The organism is Pseudomonas sp. H2_A10 (assembly GCF_054680085.1).
The window spans coordinates 5,319,445-5,342,645 of record NZ_CP162821.1 but is presented as its reverse complement, the minus strand read 5'-3'; the positions used below and the strand labels follow the sequence as shown (position 1 = coordinate 5,342,645).

Below are 23,201 nucleotides of genomic sequence, written 5' to 3'. Positions count from 1 at the left end.
ATCTTCATCGGTCTTACTTGTCTTTGACCAGTTTGACGGCCAACACATCGCACGGCGCGCCGTGCAGTACATCATTGGCAGTAGAACCCAGCAACAACGCCAAACCGTGACGACCATGGCTACCCACCACGATCAAGTCGCAAGCCTTTTCCTTGGCCAAGTGATGGATTTCCTGGCGCGGTTGGCCGTATGTCAGGTGGCAGTCTTCCTTTTTCAGGTGCGGGTATTTGAGAATCAAACGGTCCAGGCGCTCCTTGACCTGGTCGAATTGTTGTTGCTGCAACTGGGAAAGGTCCATCGGCACGTCACCGCCAAAGGCCATGGCCATGGGCTCGACGATATGCACCAGCGACAGTATGGCGCCATTGGCCAATGCAGATTCCTGTGCGCGCTTGATCACTGGATCGCACTCTTCGGTCAGGTCGACAGCGACCAGAATATGTTCGTAGGGCATGAGGCGTTCCTCCAGGGGGACTGCAATAAATTCAGTATGGCTGCTTTCAAGCGGATCGGCTTGCGTCAGGTCAAATCCGCTCATCAGAAAAATCGGGAGTACACATATGACGGTCTGGATAGTGGTGTCAATCCTTGTCGTGGTTTTGAGCCCTCTGGCATGGCTGCGCCCTTCGCGCCATCAGAGCGGGCGCATGGCCTTGCGCATGGAGGCGCGCCGCATTGGCCTGGCCATGCAACTGGCGCCTCAGGAGTGGCCCCACTGGCTCAAGCATGAGCCGCCAAGCCCGTGCGCGCAGTACTGCCGGCCACGGCGCGGCGGTACGCCGGCGATCTGGAGTTATTGGCAGTTGGAGCCAGGTGTGTGGGTCAATCAGTGGCGCGAAGTGTGTGTGGATGAAAGGTTGTTGCCGCATTTTGCGACGTTGCCGGCCAACGTCTACAAAGTCGACGCCGACAAACAAATGATCGCCCTGTATTGGGGCGAGAAGGGTGAGGCAAGTGACTTGCTGGCCATCGATGCACTGCTCAAGGCATTGGCTTGATAGCACTTGGTTAAAATAAGCAGGCAATAAAAAGCCCGACATCATCATCGGGCTGGAGTTGGCCAGGCAGGCCGGTAAATCAGGGTTTGGCGCGTCGGATGTTGATCCGCGCGCGGTACGGTTGCCGCAAGCCTAGCGGCATATCGCGTTCTGTACAGTCTTTCGTAAAATTTTTGAATTATTGATTTCGTGAATAGTTAGATATTGGCGAGGCGCGCGCCTGGGGCGAGGTTCTGAAAATGACTGGAAAGTCGCCTTTTTCCTAGCCTTTCGGGCGATTGACAATTGCCCTGAATTGGATGAAGGTGGCGTACCCAAATCAAACGGGCGTATGAATTGAGCGTTTGTCTGTCAGACCGTTCATACAGAATCCCGACTATCGCATTGGCGGGTGTGCCTGGCGGATTGGCGTGAGCATTGATGCAACTGTCAGTGTCAAACCAGAGGCCAGCGTCCAATGTGTACTGTTCAGCTTCCATATCGTGGAGATCAGTTGATGATTTACGAAGGTAAAGCCATCACGGTTAAGGCTCTTGAAAGTGGCATCGTCGAATTGAAATTCGACCTCAAGGGTGAGTCCGTCAACAAATTCAATCGTCTAACCCTGAACGAACTGCGTCAGGCCGTAGACGCCATCAAAGCAGATGCTTCGGTCAAGGGTGTGATCGTTTCCAGCGGCAAGGACGTGTTCATCGTCGGCGCTGACATCACCGAATTCGTCGACAACTTCAAGCTGCCCGATGCCGAGCTGGTGGCTGGCAACCTCGAAGCCAACAAGATTTTCAGCGATTTCGAAGACCTCAATGTGCCGACCGTTGCCGCCATCAATGGCATCGCACTGGGCGGCGGCCTCGAAATGTGCCTGGCGGCGGATTTTCGCGTCATGGCGGCCACTGCCAAAATCGGCCTGCCTGAAGTCAAGCTGGGCATCTACCCAGGTTTTGGCGGCACCGTGCGCCTGCCACGCCTGATTGGCGCGGACAACGCGATCGAGTGGATTGCCGCCGGCAAGGAAAACAAAGCGGAAGACGCGCTGAAAGTCGGTGCCGTCGACGCTGTGGTTGCCCCGGACAAACTGGCCGAAGCCGCGCTTAACCTGATCAAGGGTGCCATCAGCGGCGAATTTGACTATAAGGCCAAGCGTCAGCCGAAGCTGGAAAAACTCAAGCTCAACGCCATCGAACAAATGATGTCGTTCGAGACCGCCAAAGGTTTCGTGGCTGGCCAGGCCGGCCCGAACTACCCGGCGCCGGTTGAAGCGATCAAGACCATCCAGAAAGCCGCGAACTTCGGTCGCGACAAAGCCCTGGAAGTAGAAGCGGCAGGCTTCGTCAAACTGGCGAAAACCTCGGCTGCCCAAAGCCTGATCGGCCTGTTCCTGAACGATCAGGAACTGAAGAAAAAAGCCAAGGCCTACGACGAAATCGCCAAAGACGTGAAACAGGCCGCCGTGCTCGGCGCCGGGATCATGGGCGGCGGTATCGCCTATCAGTCGGCGTCCAAAGGCACGCCGATCCTGATGAAGGACATCAACGAGCACGGCATCGAGCAGGGCCTGGCGGAAGCCGCCAAACTGCTGGTGGGCCGCGTTGATAAAGGTCGCATGACTGCTGCGAAAATGGCCGAAGTGCTTAACGGTATTCGTCCTACGCTGTCCTACGGCGATTTCGGTCATGTCGACCTGGTGGTCGAAGCGGTTGTCGAGAACCCGAAGGTCAAGCAGGCCGTGCTGGCTGAAGTGGAAGCCCAGGTCAAAGACGACACCATCCTGGCCTCCAACACCTCGACCATTTCCATCTCGCTGCTGGCCAAGGCTCTCAAGCGTCCGGAAAACTTCGTCGGCATGCACTTCTTCAACCCGGTGCACATGATGCCGCTGGTGGAAGTGATCCGTGGCGAGAAGTCCAGCGAGCTGGCCGTTGCCACTACCGTTGCCTACGCCAAGAAAATGGGCAAGAACCCGATCGTGGTCAACGACTGCCCGGGCTTTCTGGTCAACCGCGTACTGTTCCCGTACTTCGGCGGTTTCGCCAAGCTGGTCAGTGCTGGCGTGGACTTTGTGCGTATCGACAAGGTCATGGAAAAATTCGGCTGGCCAATGGGCCCGGCGTACCTGATGGACGTGGTCGGCATCGACACCGGTCATCACGGTCGTGACGTGATGGCTGAAGGTTTCCCGGACCGCATGAAGGACGACCGTCGCTCGGCTGTCGACGCACTTTACGACGCCAAGCGCCTGGGCCAGAAGAACGGCAAGGGGTTCTACGCCTACGAGGCCGACAAGAAGGGCAAGCAGAAGAAAGTTGCTGACCCGTCGGTGCACGAAGTACTGGCGCCGGTTATCTATGAGCAGCGTGAGGTGTCCGACGAGGACATCATCAACTGGATGATGATCGCGCTGTGCCTGGAAACCGTGCGTTGCCTGGAAGACGGTATCGTCGAGACCGCCGCCGAAGCCGATATGGGCCTGGTGTACGGTATTGGTTTCCCTCCATTCCGTGGCGGTGCGCTGCGTTACATCGACTCGATCGGTGTGGCTGAATTCGTTGCCCTGGCTGATCAATACGCTGATTTGGGCCCGCTGTACCACCCGACCGCGAAGCTGCGTGAAATGGCCAAGAACGGCCAGAGCTTCTTCGGTTAAGCGCCCAAACGACTAGAGCGAGAATATTTATGAGCTTGAATCCAAGAGACGTGGTGATTGTCGACTTCGGTCGCACACCGATGGGCCGCTCCAAGGGCGGCATGCACCGCAACACCCGTGCCGAAGACATGTCGGCGCACTTGATCAGCAAACTGCTGGAACGCAACGTCAAGGTCGACCCGAATGAAGTCGAGGACGTGATCTGGGGTTGCGTCAACCAGACCCTGGAGCAGGGCTGGAACATTGCGCGCATGGCTTCCTTGATGACTCAGATCCCGCACACTGCGGCGGGTCAGACCGTGAGCCGCCTGTGCGGTTCGTCGATGAGCGCGTTGCACACTGCCGCCCAGGCGATCATGACCGGCAATGGTGATGTGTTCGTGGTCGGCGGCGTGGAGCACATGGGCCACGTCAGCATGATGCACGGCGTCGACCCTAACCCGCACATGTCGCTGTACGCGGCAAAAGCCTCGGGCATGATGGGCCTGACCGCGGAAATGCTCGGCAAAATGCATGGCATTACCCGCGAAGCCCAGGACGCGTTCGGCGTGCGCTCTCACCAGCTCGCCCACAAGGCCACCGTGGAAGGCAAGTTCAAGGATGAAATCATCCCGATGAACGGCTACGACGAAAACGGTTTCCTGAAACTGTTTGACTATGACGAAACCATTCGTCCGGACACCACCCTGGAAAGCCTGGCGGCACTTAAACCTGCCTTCAATCCAAAGGGCGGCACCGTGACTGCCGGTACTTCGTCGCAAATCACCGACGGCGCTTCGTGCATGATCGTGATGTCGGCGCAGCGTGCCCAGGACCTGGGTATACAGCCGCTGGCGGTGATCCGCTCGATGGCGGTGGCGGGGGTGGACCCTGCGATCATGGGTTATGGTCCTGTACCGGCCACGCAAAAAGCCTTGAAGCGTGCGGGCCTTTCCATCTCCGATATCGACTTCTTCGAGCTCAACGAAGCTTTTGCCGCACAGGCCCTGCCGGTGCTGAAAGATTTGAAAGTACTCGACAAGATGAACGAGAAGGTTAACCTGCACGGCGGTGCGATCGCCCTGGGCCACCCATTCGGTTGCTCTGGTGCGCGGATTTCTGGCACTTTGCTCAATGTGATGAAGCAGAATGGCGGCAACCTCGGGGTAGCTACCATGTGCATTGGCCTCGACCAAGGCATTTCCACCGTCTTCGAACGCGTCTGAGCGTTGGGTTGACGGAAGCCGGGGCCCAGTGCCCCGGTTTTTGTTTTTGGGCAGTTTTGTATTTTTTTTTAAACAAATTTTGTAAGAGGGCCGGAGCATGAAAGTCGAACCAGGGCTCTACCAACATTATAAGGGGCCGCAGTACCGTGTTTTCAGTGTGGCGCGGCACTCCGAAACCGAAGAGGAAGTGGTGTTCTACCAAGCTCTGTATGGTGATTACGGCTTTTGGGTGCGCCCCTTGAGCATGTTCCTGGAGTCCGTCGAAGTTGACGGCGAGCAGGTCCCGCGCTTTGCTTTGGTCCAGGCCGAACCCAGTGTTTTTTCAGGGCAATAACGGCAGGTCGCGCAGAATGCTGCGCTTGACCTCACCCGGTTGCCACTATATATAGCGTTGCCGCGTCAGGCGCCAACTGCCTTTCACTTCTCGAATTCAGGAATTTTCCGATCCATGGGCAAATCGCTGGTCATTGTGGAATCCCCGGCTAAGGCCAAGACCATCAACAAGTACTTGGGCAACGAGTACGTGGTGAAGTCGAGTATCGGCCATATCCGAGACCTGCCCACCAGCGGTTCGGCTAGCGCCAGCAAGGAGCCTGCCGCCAAGCGCGGCAAGGCGGCTGCGGGTGAAGGTCCGGTACTCACGCCAAAAGAGAAAGCGCGCAAGCAACTGGTCTCGCGCATGGGTGTGGACCCGGATCATGGCTGGAAGGCCAAGTACGAAATCCTTCCGGGCAAGGAAAAGGTCATCGAAGAGCTGCGCCGGCTCGCCAAAGATGCCGACACCATCTATCTCGCAACGGACTTGGACCGCGAAGGGGAAGCCATTGCCTGGCACCTGCGCGAAGCCATTGGCGGGGATGACAGCCGCTATAAACGCGTGGTGTTTAACGAAATCACCAAAAAAGCCATCCAGGAAGCCTTCTCCAAGCCGGGCGAGTTGGATATCGACCGCGTCAACGCCCAGCAGGCGCGACGTTTTCTCGACCGCGTCGTGGGCTACATGGTCTCGCCGCTGTTGTGGGCCAAGATCGCTCGTGGCCTGTCCGCCGGTCGTGTGCAATCGGTAGCAGTCAAGCTGGTGGTGGAGCGCGAACGTGAGATTCGTGCGTTCAACCCCGAAGAGTACTGGGAAGTCCACGCTGACCTCGGCACCGCCAAGGGCGCCAACGTGCGCTTTGAAGTGGCCCGCGAGAAAGGCGAGGCCTTCAAGCCGCTGAACGAAGCCCAGGCCATGGCCGCGCTGGAAAAGCTCAAGGCATCCAGTTACAGCATCGTCAAGCGTGAAGACAAACCGACCAGCAGCAAGCCGTCGGCGCCGTTCATCACCTCCACCCTGCAACAGGCCGCGAGTAACCGCCTGGGCTTCGGTGTGAAGAAAACCATGATGATGGCCCAGCGTCTGTACGAAGCCGGCTACATCACGTACATGCGTACCGACTCCACCAACCTGTCGCAAGACGCGGTGGCGATGGCGCGCACCTATATTGAAAGCGAATTCGGCAAGAAGTACCTGCCGGAGAAGCCAAACGTCTACAGCAGCAAGGAAGGCGCCCAGGAGGCTCACGAAGCGATTCGTCCTTCCGACGCCAACACCACGCCGGCCAAGCTGAGCGGCATGGAGCGTGATGCTGAGCGCCTCTATGAGCTGATCTGGCGCCAGTTCCTGGCTTGCCAGATGCTGCCGGCGCAATACCTGTCCACCACCGTGAGCGTGGGCGCCGGCGACTTCGAGCTGCGTGCCAAGGGCCGTATCCTCAAGTTCGACGGCTATACCCGTGTGATGCCGCAAATCGCCAAACCGGGCGATGACGATGTGCTACCGGACATGGCCCAGGGCGACACGTTGAAGCTGATCAAGCTCGATCCGTCGCAGCACTTCACCAAGCCGCCGGCTCGTTACTCGGAAGCCAGCCTGGTCAAGGAAATGGAAAAACGCGGTATCGGTCGTCCTTCGACCTACGCGGCCATCATTTCCACCATCCAGGACCGTGGCTACGTGGCGCTGCACAACCGTCGGTTCTATTCGGAAAAGATGGGTGACATCGTCACCGAGCGTCTGTCCGAGAGTTTCTCCAACCTGATGGACTACGGCTTCACCGCCGGCATGGAAGAGAACCTCGATGACGTGGCCCAGGGCGAGCGTGACTGGAAAAACGTGCTGGACGAGTTCTACGGCGACTTCAAAAAGAAACTCGAAGTGGCCGAAAGCCCTGACAGCGGCATGCGTGCCAACCAGCCGGTGATGACCGACATCCCGTGCCAGACCTGCGGCCGCCCGATGCAGATTCGTACCGCATCCACCGGTGTGTTCCTCGGTTGCTCGGGCTACAGCCTGCCGCCAAAAGAGCGCTGCAAGGCCACGGTCAACCTGGTGCCGGGTGATGAAATCGCTGCCGATGACGAAGGTGAATCCGAGTCGCTGGTATTGCGTGGCAAGCACCGTTGCCCGATCTGCAGCACGGCGATGGATGCCTACCTGCTCGACGAGAAGCACAAGTTGCATATCTGCGGTAACAACCCGGATTGCAACGGCTACGAGATTGAAGAGGGCACTTATCGCATCAAGGGCTACGAAGGTCCGAGCCTGGAATGCGACAAGTGCGGCAGCGAGATGCAGCTCAAGACCGGCCGTTTCGGCAAGTTCTTCGGCTGCACCAACCCGACCTGCAAGAACACCCGCAAACTGCTCAAAAGCGGTGACGCAGCGCCGCCGAAGATGGACCCGGTGAAGATGCCTGAACTCAAGTGCGAGAAGGTCAACGACACCTACATCCTGCGTGACGGTGCCTCGGGGTTGTTCCTGGCTGCCAGCCAGTTCCCGAAAAACCGCGAGACCCGTGCACCGCTGGTGTTGGAGATCGTGCCGCACAAGGATGAGATCGATCCGAAGTACCACTTCCTGTGTGAAGCGCCGAAGAAGGATCCGGATGGTCGTCCAGCCGTGATCCGCTACAGCCGTAAAACCAAGGAGCAGTACGTGCAGACCGAAGTGGACGGTAAGCCTACCGGCTGGAAAGCGTTCTACGACGGTGGCAAGTGGAAAGTCGAGGACAAGCGCCAGGGCGCTTGATCCGCCGGAGACGCCGACGCTTGAGTGTGGGGGCTTGCTCCCGATAGCGGTGCATCAGTCTATATACACGTCGACTGGTATACCGCTATCGGGAGCAAGCCCCTTTTGCATCTGCGTGGTTCTGTAAGTGAAGTTTCTTCTCACGTAAGCGGCCGTTCATGGCACTTGCAGTGGGCTCGGCTGATCCGTGACACTGTTCAGCCAGCATCCTGCCTCATTCGTTGTGGAGATTGCCGTATGGCCAACGAACTCTATACCCGTACCAATCAGAAAATTTACTTCGCGGGTTTGTCTCTGGAGGCCCTTGGCCGTGCGGAGGAAGGCAAGGAGATGAATGCTATCGCGCTGGTCCAGGCAGGGCGCGAGGCGGCGTTGTTCCACTTGTACGGCGCCTTGCTCGGGCTGTGCCATGAGATCGCAGGGTTCTACCGTTTGCCCCAGGCCGGTTCGCCTCGTGCGGAAATGATCATGAACCATGAAGTGCTGGAGTCCATGGCCATCCCCGAATTGGCCGAGCTGGTAGAGATGGCTCAGAGCCCCGACAGCTGGGTGGCGCGTTTGCTCAAGGCCCATGCTGATATGTTCCAGCCGCCGCGTGTTCCCCATGTGCCTAAGGGTGACGTCACTCAACCGCTGATCGTAGCGGTAGCCTTGGACGAGGAGGAGCCCCAGCCACTGAGTCGGGCGGAGCTGGAAGGTTGGCGGCAAGAGCTGAAGAAGATGGCACTGCGCTTTCGTGAAGGTCTTAACGAGTGCTAATAGCGGCTCGGACTCAAAAAGCACCGTTCATCAAGCTGTAAAGAAACCTGTTCAGATCCTCAGCGAGGCTGGGTGTATGACTGATATAATCCCGGCCTTTCGTGGAGAACAGACTTTTATGCCGACGTCCTTTCTGGAAATTGTTGAACTGCCTGACGGTCGAATCGAACTGCGCCGGGCCGAGGACGAAGGTTCTCTGGTTACTCTGGATTTTTCCGAAGACGCCAAAGTGTTTCTGCAAGGCCAGCACGTGGAAGTGGCAAAAGCCATGTTGAGCGTGGGTGTGCAGATGGCCGGTCGGTTGGCGGAAGGCGAACCGGAAAAAGACGACGGACCGCGGATTCTTCACTGAGTCTCGTGGTGAACGGGCTTTAGTGGCGAGCCCGATCACTACAGGCCAAGCCTGTGATTTTATCCCAATCGAATATTCAAACTCTGCGCATCCCCTGTGCGCGCAGCACTGATCAACTGCTGTTTGGCCGTCGCGTTCAACGGGTTCAACCAGCTCACCACCGTGTGGCTACGCCCCAGGCGCAGCGCTTCACAAGTCAACTGCTGGGCGCTTTGCGTACCGCGTGGTTGCAGTAGCAGGATGCGCTCGCGGTTCAGGCCGGCATCCCGCAGCCAGGCCTGGGTGAGGCTGGCGGGCGGGGCGATCAACGTTAGCCAGCGGGCATCCTGCTCTTCGCTCAACTCACGCAGTATCGGTGCCAGCAGGCTCAGGCAGCTTCCGGCAGCGCCGCGCAACGACAGTTCACTGAACGCCTCAGGTTCGGCGCTCCAGGGCGCCTCGACTGTTTCCTTGAGAGTAGGCACAAGGGGTTGGGCCATAAAGGCTTCGAACAGCGACAGTTGCGTGTGTTGTGGGGTGTGCACGAGCTGCATGATGCCTCCTTTAGCGGCGAATAACGCCGACGCTCAGGCCTTCGATCACCAGGTCCTGGTCTTTCAGATTCACTTCAATCGGGGCGAATTCAGGGTTCTCGGCCAGCAGCCAGACCTTGCTGCCTTCACGCTTGAAGCGTTTGACCGTGACTTCATCACCGATACGCGCTACGACGATCTGGCCATTGCGGGCCTCGCGGGTGGTGTGAACGGCCAGCAGGTCGCCATCGAAGATACCCACGTCCTTCATGCTCATGCCATGTACCCGCAACAGATAGTCGGCGCGCGGGTGGAAGAAGGTCGGGTTGATGTTGCAGGATTCCTCGACGTGCTGCTGCGCCAGGATCGGCGCACCGGCGGCGACGCGGCCAATGATCGGCAGTGTCGATTCGTCGGCCTTGGCTTCGAAACCAGGGATGCGAATACCTCGCGAGGCACCGGGGGTCATTTCGATCGCACCTTTGCGAGCGAGGGCCTTGAGGTGTTCTTCAGCGGCATTGGGGGACTTGAACCCCAGTTCCAGCGCAATCTCGGCTCGTGTCGGCGGATAACCGTTGTCATCGAGGCAGCGCTTGATAAAAGCCAGAATCTCAGCTTGGCGTGGCGTCAGTTTTAGCATGTTGATCGCTCTGTCTTTTTATACAGTGACTGGGATTATATACAGTGAACTGCGCTTGGCAATCATCCTTTTACATGACTCCGCTGGACGGTCATTGGTCCGCCGTCCTACGCCGTTGAGATAGCGCTGCCTACAGACCTGAAAGGATGTGATTAAATAGCGCTCAAATAGATGACTGCCCGGCCGCAAAACGAACCTGCAGGCTTGACAAGACACACCCTGAAACGTATGTTTCAAACAAGTGTTTGTCAGGCGGAGTAGCCATGGCCCAGTCGGAAACCGTTGAACGCATTCTCGATGCTGCCGAGCAATTGTTCGCGGAAAAAGGATTTGCCGAAACTTCATTGCGGCTTATCACCAGCAGAGCCGGGGTCAACCTTGCCGCAGTGAACTACCATTTCGGCTCGAAAAAGGCCCTGATCCAGGCGGTGTTCTCGCGCTTTTTGGGCCCGTTCTGCGCCAGTCTCGACCGCGAACTGGAGCGCCGCCAAGCCAAGGCCGACAACAAGCCCAGCCTGGAAGAACTGCTGGAAATCCTCGTCGAGCAGGCCTTGGTGGTTCAGCCTCGCAGCGGCAATGACCTGTCGATCTTCATGCGTTTGTTGGGCTTGGCGTTCAGCCAGAGCCAGGGTCACTTGCGTCGTTATTTGGAAGACATGTACGGCAAGGTGTTCCGTCGCTATATGCTGCTGGTCAACGACGCCGCGCCGCGTATTCCGCCGATCGAATTGTTCTGGCGCGTGCACTTCATGCTCGGTGCGGCCGCGTTCAGCATGTCCGGGATCAAGGCGTTGCGCGCGATTGCCGAGACCGATTTTGGCGTCAACACGTCCATCGAGCAGGTGATGCGCCTGATGGTGCCGTTCCTCGCCGCCGGCATGCGCGCCGAAACCGGTGTGACCGACCCGACCATGGCCGCCGCACAGTTGCGCCCACGCAGCAAAACCGTGCCGGTTCCCGCCAAGGTTTGACCGCTCCGGGTGTGCGCGGCCGCTTGCATCCGCTAAGCTAGCCGCCATGCCGATTTCAGCTATTTACTCGCAACCCGTTGTACCTCGCTGTGCTTATTGCGCCGCTTGAGGGCAACGGGTTGTGCGCGTTATTTAAGGAAGGTTTATGACTGCTGCCCTGCAAGGTTCTTTGATGGTCGACGTTGCCGGTACCTGGCTGACGGCCGAGGATCGCCACCTGTTGCGCCAGCCGGAAGTGGGTGGCGTGATCATTTTTGCGCGCAATATCGAACACCCGCGCCAAGTGCGGGAGCTGAGTGCGGCGGTTCGCGCGGTGCGCCCGGACCTGCTGCTGGCTGTCGACCAAGAGGGCGGTCGGGTACAGCGCCTGCGCCAGGGCTTTGTGCGTCTGCCGGCCATGCGCGCGTTGGCGGACAACCCCAACGCTGAGTACCTGGCCGAACAGTGCGGCTGGGTCATGGCCACCGAAGTGCTGGCCGTCGGCCTGGACCTGAGCTTCGCCCCGGTGCTGGACCTGGACTACCAGCGCAGCGCCGTGGTGGGCACGCGTTCTTTCGAGGGCGATCCCGAGCGCGCCGCCGTGCTTGCCGGGGCGTTTATTCGTGGCATGAACAGCGCGGGTATGGCCGCTACCGGCAAGCATTTCCCTGGCCACGGTTGGGCTGAGGCCGATTCCCACGTCGCCATTCCCAATGACGAACGCAGCCTGGAACAGATTCGCGCGAATGACCTGATACCTTTCGCACGTTTGAGCAAGCAACTGGCGGCGGTGATGCCGGCGCATGTGATCTACCCGCAGGTCGACGCCCAGCCCGCCGGCTTTTCGCGCCGCTGGCTGCAGGAGATTCTGCGTGGCGAGCTGCAATTTGACGGGGTGATTTTCAGCGATGATCTGTCCATGGCCGGTGCCCATGTGGTTGGTGACGCAGCCAGTCGCATAGAAGCGGCGCTGACCGCCGGTTGCGACATGGGGTTGGTGTGCAATGATCGCGCGGCTGCCGAGCTGGCACTCACCGCAGCGCAGCGCATGAATGTCAAGCCGTCGGCACGGATCGCGCGCATGCGCGGCCAGGGGATCGCTTCACCGGACTACAAGCAGGATCCGCGTTGGTTGGCGGCGCTGACTGCTCTGAGGGCCGCCCAACTCATCGAATGATTGGGCATCCGGCGCACTCTAACCGCGCTTCTCTTGTTTAGTGGGCAACGGCGCAAACAGCGCTTCGATATCTTCGTTGCCCAACTGCCAGTCCCCGGTGGTACGTCCATCCAGCACGCCCGCTGCCAAGTCGGATTTTTCTTTCTGCAGGTGCTGGATTTTCTCCTCCACCGTGCCGCGGGCAATCATCTTGTAGACGAATACCGGCTTCTCTTGCCCGATGCGATACGCACGGTCGGTGGCCTGGTTTTCCGTGGCCGGGTTCCACCAAGGGTCGTAGTGGATCACGGTATCGGCTTCGGTCAGGTTCAGGCCGACACCGCCTGCCTTCAGGCTGATCAGAAAAATCTGCAGCTTGCCGCTTTGGAAATCCTTCACCGGCGTGCGTCGATCACGGGTCTGACCGGTCAGCAGGGCGTAGGCAATCCCGCGTTTTTTCAGTTCTGCTTCGATCAGGCTCAGCATCGAGGTGAACTGGGAAAACAACAGGATGCGCCGGCCTTCGGCAAACAGCTCCTCAAGCATTTCCAGCAGGCTGTCGAGTTTGCCCGAGGTGCTGCCACGGGCGGGCAGGGTAGCGTCGTTGATCAGGCGCAAATCGCAACACACCTGGCGCAGCTTGAGCAGCGCCTCAAGAATGATGATCTGGCTGCGCGCCACGCCCTTGCGGGTGATCTCGTCGCGGACTTTTTTGTCCATGGCCAGGCGCATGGTTTCGTACACGTCGCGCTGCGCTTCGTTGAGGTCCACCCAGTGGATGATCTCGGTCTTGGGCGGCAATTCCGTGGCCACCTGTTCCTTGGTACGCCGCAGCAGGAACGGCTTGATCCGACCATTGAGGTGCTGCAATCGCACCTCGCTGCCGCGTTTTTCGATGGGCACGCGGTAATCGCGGTTGAAGCTTTTTACGTCGCCCAGCCAGCCCGGCAACAGGAAGTGGAACAGCGACCACAGCTCACCCAAGTGGTTTTCCAGTGGCGTGCCACTCAGGCACAGGCGTTGCCGCGCGTTCAGCTCGCTTGCGGCCTGGGCGGCCTTGCTGGAGGGGTTCTTGATGTACTGGGCTTCATCGAGAATCAGCACATGCAAGGGCAGGGCGGCCAGCCGTTCGATGTCCTTGGGCAGCAGCGCATAGGTGGTCAGCAGCAGGTCGTAATCCTGCAGGTTGTCGAAATGCTTCTTGCGCCCGGCACCGTACAGCGCCAGCACTTTCAATTGTGGAGTGAAGTGCGCCGCCTCATCGAGCCAATTGGGGATCAGGCTCGTGGGCATGACCACCATGCACGGCCGATCCAGGCGCCCGGCGATCTTTTCGCTCAGCATATGTGCCAAGGTCTGCAGGGTTTTGCCCAGGCCCATGTCATCCGCGAGAATGCCACCGACGTCGAGCTGGCGCAGCGACTGCATCCAGCTCAAGCCTTCCAGCTGATAGGGGCGCAGCGTCGCATTCAAGCCTTCGGGCGCCACACACGTGAAGTCCTTGATATCCCGCAGGCGCTGGGCGAAGTGGCGGATCTTCTCGCCACCCTCCCACTGCAGGGGCAGGTCTTGCAGAGGGTTCAAGCGAATCGCATCGGCCTTGGCCAGGCGCAGGGTGGTGGTGCCGGGCTCTTGCAGGTAGAACTCGCCCAATGTGGCCAGCACCGGTTTCAGGCGGCCGTAGGGCAGTGCCACTTGCAGGGGGCCGTGGCCGCCGTTGGGCAAGCCGGGAATGTTCACCAGGATCAGTTCGTCATCGCGGCGGCGCGCGACTTTTTCCGGGTTGAGGATCTCGATGTGGGAGCGCATCAGGTTCAGCAGGATCGGTAGCAGGCTCAGGCGTTCACCGTTGACGATGATCCCCAGCTCCAGGTCGAACCAGTCACGCTCGGGCCCTTCATCGACGGTGGCGTACCAGTCATCGACCGGGCTCAGGTCGAAGCCGAAATCCTCATCGATCTGCAACTCCCACCCCGCGCTGCGCAAGGTGGGCGATGCATTGAGGGTGAAGTTCAGCCAGGCGCTGTCATTGACCATCTCGAACAGCTCGCCGGCGCTTTCAGGCAAGGCCTTGCTTTGGCGCGTGGCGATTTTGAAGCCCAGCAGGCGCAGTTGCTCGCGATAGCGCTGCTCCAGCTCGGGATGCCGCTTGATGCGCAGGCTCTGGGTTTCCTGGCGCACAATAATGTCGGCGTTCTTCTGCCCGCTGACATAGTTGCCCAAATAGTTGAACGACAGCGCCGCGCGGTGCTGGATATAGCGCTGCATCTTGCCGTTGCGCGGCTCAAACGCACTGAATTCGACACTGGCCAGCCACAGGCGCGGGATCGGTAGCACATCGTCCATCACCACTTGCGGCAGCACCACGCGGTTATCCAGCACGGCCTGGAGTTTTTGCAACAACTCGGCATCCTGGGCCGCTGCCGGGTAGGCCAGGGTTTCCTGGACTTTGAGCAGCACGGCCGCGATGTGTTTGCAGTTGGTGTGCACCGGGCAGGTACAGCGGCTGTCCACCAGGATCAACGTGCCCTTGGCTGACTCGCGCAGTGAAATGGTCTGCCGATAAACGTTGCCGCCCGAGCCTTCGCAATTGGCGATGATGGTGCTGTCGCCGGATTCGACGATGCGCACGCGGTTCTCCAAGGCATACCGCCGCCCGCGCTCCAGGCTTTGCTCTTTGAAGCGATTGGCCCACGAAGGGGCCAGGGGCTTGGTCAACGACGACGTCAGGGGCATGGCGCTGGATCAGTCCTGGATGTCGGGCGGTGGTGCGCTGGGTGGCTTGGCGGTCAGCGAGGTAATCTTGATCAGCAGCGCCAGGTGGCCGCCATCCAGGTAATTGAGCTGATTGTTCTTGGTGCGCACGTCGGTCTGGCTCAGGTGTTCGCTGGCGATCACGCTGGCGTTGCTGTCGAACTGGTTGACCCAGAACTGCGCATCGATATCGGTGAAGCGGCCCAGTTGCAGGCTCAATGTGCCCTCAATGGGAAACTGGCCGAACTGCTCCTGACCGTCGGTGATCGCGATTTTCACCGGCTGCTCGCCCAGGTTCTGCTCCCAGGTTTTATGCGCCAGCACGGTGTAGCTGCTATCGGCATTGAGCTTGTCGACGATGTTGTTCAGGCGCGGCGGGCTCATTTTATCGCCCAGGCGCACGGCCCCGGCATCCCAGTTTTCCGGCGCGGCGCGGCTGTTGATCACGGGCTCCGCGTTCTGGCGTACCAAAATCATTTCTACCAGGTACGGGCTGTCGGCGAAGGCCGAAGGCGCCACGACTACCAACAACAAGCTCAGCATGCGGAACAAGCGCATTGGGGCGTCCTTCAAACAGATTTCGGAATGAGGCGCTCAAACAACGCCTCCAGGGTATTGAAGCGTTCTTCGGCACGTTCCATCGGCACCATGAATTTGAACAGCGTAGCCCCTTCGAACTTGTAGCGGTTGGGCTGGCCCTGGATCAACTTGATCAGCACCAAGGGATCTACCGGCGTCTGCGCTTCGAACTCGATACGCCCGCCCTGAGGCCCGGCGTCGACTTTCTTTATTCCCAACTGCTCGGCCTGCAGTTTGAGCAGCGTCAGGCGCACAAGGTTCTTGGTCGGTTCCGGCAGCAGGCCGAAGCGGTCGATCATCTCGACCTGCAAATCCTTGAGGCCTTCTTCGTCGGTGGCCGAGGCGATGCGCTTGTACAGGATCAGCCGCGCGTGCACGTCGGGCAGGTAGTCTTCGGGAATCAAGGCCGGTAGGCGCAGGTTGATTTCCGGGCCACCGCCCAGGGGTTGGTCGAGGTTCGGTTGTTCACCCTTGCGGATGGCTTTCACGGCGCGCTCGAGCATTTCCATATAAAGGGTGAAACCCACCGCCTGGATCTGCCCGCTCTGGCCGTCGCCCAGCAGTTCGCCGGCGCCACGGATTTCGAGGTCGTTGGTGGCCAGCACAAACCCTGCGCCCAGGTCCTGGGTGTTGGCGATAGCTTCCAGGCGCTTTTCTGCGTCGGAGGTGATCTGTTGGCGCGGCGGCGTCAGCAGGTAGGCATAAGCCTGGTGGTGACTGCGCCCAACGCGGCCGCGCAGCTGATGCAGTTGCGCCAGGCCGAACTTGTCGGCGCGCTCGATGATGATGGTATTGGCGCTCGGCACGTCGATGCCGGTCTCGATGATGGTCGAGGCGATCAGCACGTTGAAGCGCTTGTGGTAGAAGTCGCTCATCACCTGTTCGAGTTCGCGCTCGCGCATCTGCCCGTGGCCGATGGCGATGCGTGCTTCGGGCACCAGTTCGGCGAGGTCGGCGGCGCATTTCTCGATGGTCTTCACGTCGTTGTGCAGGTAGTACACCTGGCCGCCGCGCAGCAGTTCGCGCAGCAGGGCTTCTTTGACCGTGCTTTTGTTCTGTTCCATGACGAAGGTGCGCACCGACAGGCGTCGCGCCGGCGGCGTGGCGATGATCGACAGGTCGCGCATGCCCGACACGGCCATGTTCAGGGTGCGTGGGATTGGCGTTGCAGTGAGCGTAAGAATGTCGACTTCACTGCGCAGGGCCTTGAGCTGTTCTTTTTGCCGTACGCCAAAGCGGTGTTCTTCGTCGATGATCACTAGGCCCAGGTTCTTGATCTTCACATCGTCCGACAGCAGCTTGTGGGTGCCGATCACGATGTCGATCTTGCCTTCGGCCAAATCGGCGACGGCCGCGTTCACTTCCTTGGCCGACTTGAAGCGGCTCATCACTTCGACGGTTACCGGCCAGTCGGCAAAGCGATCGCGGAAGCTGTTGTAGTGCTGCTGGGCGAGCAGTGTGGTCGGTACCAGGATCGCCACTTGGCGGCCGCCGTGCACGGCAATAAAGGCGGCGCGCATGGCCACTTCGGTTTTGCCGAAGCCTACGTCGCCGCAGACCAGGCGGTCCATCGGCTTGGGCGCGAGCATGTCGGCGCGCACCGCTTCGATGGTGGTTTGCTGGTCTGGGGTTTCTTCGAAGGCGAAGCCGGCGCTGAAGGTGGCGTAGTCGGCTTTCGGGTCGGCGAACGCATACCCTTCGCGGGCCGCGCGGCGCGCATAAATGTCGAGCAGTTCGGCGGCCACGTCGCGCACCTGTTCGGCGGCCTTGCGCTTGGCTTTCTGCCAAGTCTCGGAGCCCAGGCGGTGCAGCGGTGCCAGGGCGTCGTCGCTGCCGGTGTAGCGGGCGATCAGGTGCAGGTTGGCCACTGGCACGTAGAGTTTGGCGCCCTCGGCGTATTCCATGGTGAGGAATTCGGCTGCCTGGTTATCGATCTCCAGGGTCTGCAAACCGAGGTAGCGACCGACGCCGTGGTCGATATGCACCACCGGCGCGCCTTCGCGCAACTCTGTGAGGTTCTTGATCACCGCGTCGTTGTTGGCGTCGGCGCGTTTTTCACGGCGACGACGCTGCATCACGCGCTGGCCGAACAGTGGGCTCTCGGCGATCAGGGCCAGGGCCGGGTCGTCCAGCAACAAGCCTTCATCCAGGGGGGCGATGGTGATCGCCAGGCGCTCTTTGCTGCTGATGAAGTCCGGCCAGCTGTCGACGGTTTTCGGCCGCAGCTTCAGGCGCTCCAGCAGCTCCAGCAGCACTTCACGGCGCCCGGCGGATTCGGCGGTAAACAGCACGCGGCCGGGGAAGCCACCCAGGAAGTTCGACAGCGCTTCCAGCGGCTGGTTGGCCTTGGCTTCAATCGCCAGGTTTGGCAACGCTTGCGCCGGGAAACGTTCGCGGCCACCGCCTGCGTCCACGTCCTGTTGGCTGGCGACCACGCGCGGCCAGTTTTTGAGGCGTGCGAAGCAGTCTTCCACCGGCAGGAACAGTTCGGCGGGCGGCAGTAAAGGCCGGGAGGGGTCGACGCGGCGTTCTTCGTAGCGGTTGCGCACGTCGTTCCAGAAGTTCTCGGCCGCTTGCTCAATGCCTGGCAGCGAGAACACTTGGGTGTCCTGGGGCAGGTAATCGAACAGGGTCGAGGTTTCGTCGAAGAACAACGGCAGGTAGTACTCGATACCGACCGGCGTAATCCCGCTGCTCAAGTCCTGGAAGATCGGGCAGCGGCGGAAGTCCACGTCGAAGCGCTCGCGAAAGCGCGCCTTGAAACGGGTGACCGCATCTTTTTGCAGTGGAAATTCCCGCGCCGGCAACAGCTTGACCGATTCCACCTTGTCGATGGAACGCTGGTTTTCCGGATCGAAGGTGCGCAGGGTCTCGATTTCGTCATCGAACAGGTCGATGCGGTACGGTAACTTGCTGCCCATCGGGAACAGGTCGATCAGGGCGCCGCGCACCGCGAACTCGCCGTGCTCGTACACCGTGTCGACGCAACGGTAACCGCTGGCTTCCAGGCGTGTGCGCATCTGTTCCACATCGAGCTTCTGGCCGATATCCAGCACCAGGCTGCTGCCCAGCAGGAACTTGGTCGGCGCCAGGCGATGCAGCGCCGTGGTGATCGGCACCACCAGCACGCCGTGGGCCAGTTCCGGCAAGCGGTACAGGCTGGCGATGCGCTGGGAGATGATGTCCTGGTGCGGCGAGAACAGGTCGTAGGGCAGGGTTTCCCAGTCGGGAAAATGCAGCACCGGCAAATCGGGGGCGAAGAAGCTCAGCTCCTGCTCCAACCGTTCGGCACTTTGGCTGTCGGCGGTGAGCAGCAGGGTAAAGCGCTTGGCTGCGCTGGCAGCCTCGGCGATGGCCAGGCTCAGGGCGGCACCGGGCAGGTTGCCCCAATGCTGTTTACCTGCCGCGGCAGGGAGTAGCGGTAGACGCAGAACGGGCACGGAAGGTTGAGCTCCAAGCGTTGCGACAAAGTCGGTAATTGTAGCGGCCCGAGGTGCCGCCTGTCAGTTGCTGACTGTGTGTAATGCGGTTTGTAGGAAATGTAGTGGTTAAGACAAACAATGCAGCCTTTTGACTCAATATGTAGTGCCAAACGGCGCGGATATTTCGGAGGGTTACGGACAAGTCGGCAGGCTTGTGCCAATGGTGGCCTTCTGAAGCCCGCGTATTTCCTGGCCTGTGGCGGGGTGGTATTTTTTTGCAAGGGCTTTTTGTTGCCCGTCGCGCATTGCTCAACGCGCAGTCGGGCGACATAATGTAGCCCCTTTTTTCAGCCCCTACATGTGGAAGGTTCCCGTGACTCAGAAGCCCGACCAGTGTCTTGGTGAATGGATCGACCGTGAAGCACTCGCAGAAGCGATGATCCCGCTTATCGGTCAGCTGTACCGCAATAACAATGTGGTGAGCTCGATCTATGGCCGCAGCCTGATCAACCAGTCTGTCATCGCGATTCTCAAGGCGCACCGCTTTGCGCGCCATCGCTCCGCCGACGACAGCGAACTCTCCGTCCACGAAACATTCCCACTGCTCAAGGCCATGAGTGAGCTCAAGCTCGGCGCGGCCTCGGTAGACCTGGGCAAGTTGGCGTACAAATTCCGCAACGAAGGCAATGGCCGCAGCGCCGAGCAGTTCGTGCGTGAAGAAATGGCCGATGTGGTTGGCCAGCAAAACGCGGCGGCCCGCAAAGGCACCGACGTTGTGCTGTACGGCTTCGGTCGTATCGGCCGCCTGCTGGCGCGCATCCTGATCGAAAAAACCGGCGGCGGCGACGGCCTGCGCCTGCGTGCGATCGTGGTGCGCAAAGGCGCCGAAAACGACCTGACCAAACGCGCCAGCCTGTTGCGTCGCGATTCGGTACACGGCTCGTTCAACGGCACCATCACCATTGACGAAGAAAACAACACCATCACCGCCAACGGTAACCTGATCCAGGTGATCTACGCGAAAAACCCGACTGAGGTGGATTACACCCAGTACGGCATCCAGAACGCCCTGCTGGTGGACAACACCGGCGTATGGCGTGATGCCGAGGGCCTGGGCCAGCACCTCGCATGCCCGGGTGTTGACCGTGTTGTGCTGACCGCGCCTGGCAAGGGCAAGCTCAAGAACATCGTGCACGGTATCAACCACGCCGAAATCACCGCTGACGACAAGATCGTGTCCGCCGCTTCCTGCACCACCAACGCCATCGTGCCGGTGCTCAAGGCAGTGAACGACAAGTTCGGCATCGTTAACGGTCACGTTGAAACCGTTCACTCGTACACCAACGACCAGAACCTGATCGACAACTTCCACAAAGGCGATCGCCGTGGTCGCAGCGCCGCGTTGAACATGGTGATCACCGAGACCGGTGCGGCCACCGCTGCTGCCAAGGCCCTGCCTGAGCTGGCCGGCAAGCTGACCGGTAACGCGATCCGCGTGCCGACGCCGAACGTGTCGATGGCCATTCTCAACCTGAACCTTGAGAAAGCCGCCACCCGTGAAGAGATGAACGAGTACCTGCGCTACATGGCGCTGCACTCCGACCTGCACAAGCAGATCGACTTCGTCAACTCGCAGGAAGTGGTGTCCACCGACTTCGTGGGCTCGCGCCACGCCGGTGTGGTGGACGCGGAAGCGACCATCACCCAGGACAACCGCGTTGTGCTGTACGTGTGGTACGACAACGAGTTCGGCTACAGCTGCCAGGTGGTTCGCGTGATGGAAGACATGGCCGGGGTCAACCCGCCTGCGTTTCCGCGCTAAGCCTGAGTGCTGAATGAAAAAGCCCCGACTGGTTCGGGGCTTTTTTATGGCTGGTGGTTTGTGGTGTGGGTATGGGCCTCATCGGGAGCAAGCCCCCTCCCACAGTTTGATTTGTGAATATATTCAAATGTGGGAAGAGGCTTGGTAGCTCAGCCGACGCATCAATTGAGCAACTGCCCACGCAAACTGTCCGACAACCCCTTCGGTGCCAGCCAGATACCCATATAGGCTTTCGCCAATTCAGTATCCCGACTGCTGAACACCACCTGGCCATTGATCTCCAGGTTCAAACCGCGCCCCGACCGAAAATCCAGGGCGTAACGATCCCCGCTGCGGATATTGCGAAAGCGCGCATGCAGTTGATCCAGCTCAGGCTTCAAACGAGCACTGGCTTGCTGGCGCTCCAACGTCGCGGTGGCGGCTTTGATCACATCCTTTCGGTCGATGTCGCGAAAGTAATACAACACAAGGCGCAGGTCCTGTTGTTGGGCCCAGGCCTGTCTGGCGCTCACATCCGCAGAGGCATACAACGCGGCTGCGTATACATCGGCCCACAGATACGTGAGCACCGCCTGGTTTTTGCGGGCCAGGCCCTCGAACTGTGCGGGGAAATCAGCATGCTTGAGTCGATCCGCATCGTTGGCGTGAGCCGTGATCGACATCATCAGCATCAAACAGATAAAGAGTTGTCGCATAATGGCTCATCCTGAAATTGGCGCTGATTTGCGTCATGTAGTATGGCAATACTGGCCTACGACGCGACCAAGGGTTAATGTGCGCGGCGTTGAGCCTTATATAGACTGTGCCCCGGTTCACACACTTGAGCCAAATTGTCCTTCATGCCCGCTGGCCGCGGCATGATTTAGCCCGGCGTCCAACCGTACGCCTGGCCTGTTCTGAGGAGTACGCATGGCTGTCTACAACTACGACGTGGTGGTACTGGGTTCCGGCCCGGCTGGAGAAGGTGCGGCGATGAATGCCGCCAAAGCTGGGCGCAAGGTCGCGATGGTCGATAGCCGTCGCCAGGTCGGCGGTAACTGCACCCACCTGGGCACCATCCCGTCCAAGGCCTTGCGTCACTCGGTCCGCCAGATCATGCAGTTCAACACCAACCCGATGTTCCGGGCCATTGGTGAGCCGCGCTGGTTCTCGTTCCCGGACGTATTGAAAAGCGCCGAAAAAGTCATTTCCAAGCAAGTCGCTTCGCGCACCGGCTACTACGCCCGTAACCGTGTCGACCTGTTCTTCGGCACCGGCAGCTTCGCCGACGAGCAAACCATTGAAGTGGTGTGCTCCAACGGCGTGGTCGAGAAACTGGTGGCCAAGCACATCATCATCGCCACCGGTTCGCGCCCGTATCGCCCGGCGGACATCGATTTCCACCACCCGCGTATCTACGATAGCGACACCATCCTGAGCCTGGGCCACACCCCGCGCAAACTGATTATCTACGGCGCCGGCGTGATCGGCTGTGAATATGCCTCGATCTTCAGCGGCCTGGGTGTGCTGGTGGAGCTGGTGGACAACCGCGACCAGTTGCTGAGCTTCCTCGACTCGGAAATTTCCCAGGCGTTGAGCTACCACTTCAGCAACAACAACATCACCGTGCGCCACAACGAAGAGTACGAGCGCGTCGAAGGCCTGGACAACGGTGTGATCCTGCACCTCAAGTCCGGCAAGAAGATCAAGGCCGACGCCTTGCTGTGGTGCAACGGCCGTACCGGCAACACCGACAAGCTGGGCATGGAAAACATCGGGGTCAAGGTCAACAGCCGTGGCCAAATCGAGGTGGATGAGAACTATCGCACCTGCGTGCCGAACATCTACGGCGCCGGTGATGTGATCGGTTGGCCGAGCCTGGCCAGTGCGGCGCATGACCAGGGCCGTTCGGCGGCCGGCAGCATTGTCGATAATGGCAGCTGGCGTTACGTCAACGATGTGCCGACCGGGATCTACACGATTCCCGAGATCAGCTCGATCGGCAAGAACGAGCACGAGTTGACCAAGGCCAAGGTGCCTTACGAAGTAGGCAAGGCGTTCTTCAAGAGCATGGCGCGTGCGCAGATCGCCGGCGAGCCGCAAGGCATGCTGAAGATCCTGTTCCACCGCGAGACCCTGGAAGTGCTCGGCGTGCATTGCTTTGGCTATCAGGCTTCAGAAATCGTGCACATCGGCCAGGCGATCATGAACCAGCCGGGTGAGCAAAATACCCTCAAGTATTTTGTGAACACCACGTTCAACTACCCGACCATGGCCGAAGCCTATCGGGTCGCCGCCTACGACGGCCTCAACCGGCTTTTTTGAGCGGCTCCGGCCGGTGGCCTGAGCCGGCCGGGGA

Annotated in this window: 18 protein-coding genes; 11 read left to right on the top strand and 7 right to left on the bottom strand. The window is 59.8% G+C overall.

Going from position 1 to position 23,201, the window contains the following annotated elements; all coding sequences use genetic code 11:
- Positions 1–13: 13 nt before the first annotated feature.
- Positions 14–454: a universal stress protein gene (locus tag AB4O23_RS24805; protein WP_460061058.1), complete on the bottom strand. Its 441-nt coding sequence runs from the start codon at positions 452–454 to the stop codon at positions 14–16.
- Between the two features lie 106 nt (positions 455–560).
- On the opposite strand from AB4O23_RS24805, the gene AB4O23_RS24800 reads away from it, so the two are divergent.
- From AB4O23_RS24800 to AB4O23_RS24770, 7 genes are all read left to right on the top strand, one after another.
- Positions 561–998 (top strand): hypothetical protein, encoded by a 438-nt coding sequence (locus AB4O23_RS24800; RefSeq protein ID WP_068934941.1) that lies wholly within the window; start codon positions 561–563, stop codon positions 996–998.
- A gap of 496 nt (positions 999–1,494) precedes the next feature.
- Positions 1,495–3,642, top strand: coding sequence for a fatty acid oxidation complex subunit alpha FadB (fadB, locus tag AB4O23_RS24795; protein ID WP_017526657.1), 2,148 nt, complete (start codon positions 1,495–1,497; stop codon positions 3,640–3,642).
- Positions 3,643–3,671: 29 nt separating this feature from the next.
- The gene (gene fadA / locus AB4O23_RS24790) at positions 3,672–4,847 is read left to right on the top strand and encodes an acetyl-CoA C-acyltransferase FadA (protein WP_460150298.1); all 1,176 of its coding nucleotides are present in this window, start codon (positions 3,672–3,674) and stop codon (positions 4,845–4,847) included.
- A 97-nt stretch (positions 4,848–4,944) separates the two neighbouring features.
- Positions 4,945–5,181 carry a DUF1653 domain-containing protein gene (locus AB4O23_RS24785; protein ID WP_017526656.1) on the top strand — a complete coding sequence of 79 codons (237 nt, stop codon included), beginning with the start codon at positions 4,945–4,947 and terminating at the stop codon, positions 5,179–5,181.
- 114 nt (positions 5,182–5,295) lie between these two features.
- Positions 5,296–7,917: a type I DNA topoisomerase gene (topA, locus tag AB4O23_RS24780; RefSeq protein WP_017526655.1), complete on the top strand. Its 2,622-nt coding sequence runs from the start codon at positions 5,296–5,298 to the stop codon at positions 7,915–7,917.
- A 237-nt stretch (positions 7,918–8,154) separates the two neighbouring features.
- A complete protein-coding gene (locus tag AB4O23_RS24775) occupies positions 8,155–8,676 on the top strand; it encodes a DUF6586 family protein (protein WP_017526654.1) in 522 nt (173 codons plus the stop codon).
- Positions 8,677–8,794: 118 nt separating this feature from the next.
- A complete protein-coding gene (locus AB4O23_RS24770) occupies positions 8,795–9,028 on the top strand; it encodes a hypothetical protein (protein WP_017526653.1) in 234 nt (77 codons plus the stop codon).
- A gap of 59 nt (positions 9,029–9,087) precedes the next feature.
- Here the strand turns inward: AB4O23_RS24770 and sulA are convergent, their stop codons facing one another.
- Positions 9,088–9,561 (bottom strand): SOS-induced cell division inhibitor SulA, encoded by a 474-nt coding sequence (gene sulA / locus AB4O23_RS24765; RefSeq protein WP_017526652.1) that lies wholly within the window; start codon positions 9,559–9,561, stop codon positions 9,088–9,090.
- 10 nt (positions 9,562–9,571) lie between these two features.
- Positions 9,572–10,180, bottom strand: coding sequence for a transcriptional repressor LexA (gene lexA, locus AB4O23_RS24760; RefSeq protein ID WP_003172575.1), 609 nt, complete (start codon positions 10,178–10,180; stop codon positions 9,572–9,574).
- A 263-nt stretch (positions 10,181–10,443) separates the two neighbouring features.
- Between lexA and AB4O23_RS24755 the strand changes: the two genes are divergently transcribed.
- Together AB4O23_RS24755 and nagZ are read left to right on the top strand one after the other, a co-directional pair.
- Positions 10,444–11,151 (top strand): TetR/AcrR family transcriptional regulator, encoded by a 708-nt coding sequence (locus AB4O23_RS24755; RefSeq protein WP_460150296.1) that lies wholly within the window; start codon positions 10,444–10,446, stop codon positions 11,149–11,151.
- A 145-nt stretch (positions 11,152–11,296) separates the two neighbouring features.
- Positions 11,297–12,307, top strand: coding sequence for a beta-N-acetylhexosaminidase (nagZ, locus tag AB4O23_RS24750; RefSeq protein WP_017526650.1), 1,011 nt, complete (start codon positions 11,297–11,299; stop codon positions 12,305–12,307).
- An 18-nt stretch (positions 12,308–12,325) separates the two neighbouring features.
- Here nagZ and AB4O23_RS24745 read toward each other — a convergent pair whose 3' ends face one another.
- The 3 genes from AB4O23_RS24745 to mfd are packed head-to-tail and all read right to left on the bottom strand — an operon-like array spanning position 12,326 to position 19,059.
- On the bottom strand, positions 12,326–15,022 hold the full coding sequence (locus AB4O23_RS24745; protein WP_068937304.1) for a DEAD/DEAH box helicase: 2,697 nt from the start codon (positions 15,020–15,022) through the stop codon (positions 12,326–12,328).
- A gap of 9 nt (positions 15,023–15,031) precedes the next feature.
- Positions 15,032–15,598, bottom strand: a complete 567-nt coding sequence (locus AB4O23_RS24740) for a CsiV family protein (protein WP_017526648.1) — start codon at positions 15,596–15,598, stop codon at positions 15,032–15,034.
- Between the two features lie 11 nt (positions 15,599–15,609).
- Positions 15,610–19,059 (bottom strand): transcription-repair coupling factor, encoded by a 3,450-nt coding sequence (gene mfd, locus AB4O23_RS24735; RefSeq protein WP_460061047.1) that lies wholly within the window; start codon positions 19,057–19,059, stop codon positions 15,610–15,612.
- 340 nt (positions 19,060–19,399) lie between these two features.
- Here mfd and AB4O23_RS24730 point away from each other — a divergent pair, with 340 nt between their 5' ends.
- Positions 19,400–20,863 carry a glyceraldehyde-3-phosphate dehydrogenase gene (locus AB4O23_RS24730; protein WP_017526646.1) on the top strand — a complete coding sequence of 488 codons (1,464 nt, stop codon included), beginning with the start codon at positions 19,400–19,402 and terminating at the stop codon, positions 20,861–20,863.
- Between the two features lie 161 nt (positions 20,864–21,024).
- Here the strand turns inward: AB4O23_RS24730 and AB4O23_RS24725 are convergent, their stop codons facing one another.
- On the bottom strand, positions 21,025–21,558 hold the full coding sequence (locus tag AB4O23_RS24725) for a chalcone isomerase family protein (protein ID WP_017526645.1): 534 nt from the start codon (positions 21,556–21,558) through the stop codon (positions 21,025–21,027).
- A 214-nt stretch (positions 21,559–21,772) separates the two neighbouring features.
- Here AB4O23_RS24725 and sthA point away from each other — a divergent pair, with 214 nt between their 5' ends.
- On the top strand, positions 21,773–23,167 hold the full coding sequence (sthA, locus tag AB4O23_RS24720; protein WP_017526644.1) for a Si-specific NAD(P)(+) transhydrogenase: 1,395 nt from the start codon (positions 21,773–21,775) through the stop codon (positions 23,165–23,167).
- Positions 23,168–23,201 lie beyond the last annotated feature (34 nt).

Excerpts from the sequence above, each read along its gene's own strand:
- AB4O23_RS24725 (WP_017526645.1), bottom strand. The coding sequence starts at position 21,558 with ATGCGACAACTCTTTATCTGTTTGATGCTGATGATGTCGATCACGGCT.
- AB4O23_RS24805 (WP_460061058.1), bottom strand. The coding sequence starts at position 454 with ATGCCCTACGAACATATTCTGGTCGCTGTCGACCTGACCGAAGAGTGC.
- AB4O23_RS24730 (WP_017526646.1), top strand. The coding sequence starts at position 19,400 with ATGTGGAAGGTTCCCGTGACTCAGAAGCCCGACCAGTGTCTTGGTGAA.
- nagZ (WP_017526650.1), top strand. The coding sequence starts at position 11,297 with ATGACTGCTGCCCTGCAAGGTTCTTTGATGGTCGACGTTGCCGGTACC.
- AB4O23_RS24785 (WP_017526656.1), top strand. The coding sequence starts at position 4,945 with ATGAAAGTCGAACCAGGGCTCTACCAACATTATAAGGGGCCGCAGTAC.
- sulA (WP_017526652.1), bottom strand. The coding sequence starts at position 9,561 with ATGCAGCTCGTGCACACCCCACAACACACGCAACTGTCGCTGTTCGAA.
- fadB (WP_017526657.1), top strand. The coding sequence starts at position 1,495 with ATGATTTACGAAGGTAAAGCCATCACGGTTAAGGCTCTTGAAAGTGGC.
- AB4O23_RS24740 (WP_017526648.1), bottom strand. The coding sequence starts at position 15,598 with ATGCGCTTGTTCCGCATGCTGAGCTTGTTGTTGGTAGTCGTGGCGCCT.
- topA (WP_017526655.1), top strand. The coding sequence starts at position 5,296 with ATGGGCAAATCGCTGGTCATTGTGGAATCCCCGGCTAAGGCCAAGACC.
- AB4O23_RS24775 (WP_017526654.1), top strand. The coding sequence starts at position 8,155 with ATGGCCAACGAACTCTATACCCGTACCAATCAGAAAATTTACTTCGCG.
- AB4O23_RS24800 (WP_068934941.1), top strand. The coding sequence starts at position 561 with ATGACGGTCTGGATAGTGGTGTCAATCCTTGTCGTGGTTTTGAGCCCT.
- AB4O23_RS24770 (WP_017526653.1), top strand. The coding sequence starts at position 8,795 with ATGCCGACGTCCTTTCTGGAAATTGTTGAACTGCCTGACGGTCGAATC.
- sthA (WP_017526644.1), top strand. The coding sequence starts at position 21,773 with ATGGCTGTCTACAACTACGACGTGGTGGTACTGGGTTCCGGCCCGGCT.
- lexA (WP_003172575.1), bottom strand. The coding sequence starts at position 10,180 with ATGCTAAAACTGACGCCACGCCAAGCTGAGATTCTGGCTTTTATCAAG.
- AB4O23_RS24755 (WP_460150296.1), top strand. The coding sequence starts at position 10,444 with ATGGCCCAGTCGGAAACCGTTGAACGCATTCTCGATGCTGCCGAGCAA.
- AB4O23_RS24745 (WP_068937304.1), bottom strand. The coding sequence starts at position 15,022 with ATGCCCCTGACGTCGTCGTTGACCAAGCCCCTGGCCCCTTCGTGGGCC.
- fadA (WP_460150298.1), top strand. The coding sequence starts at position 3,672 with ATGAGCTTGAATCCAAGAGACGTGGTGATTGTCGACTTCGGTCGCACA.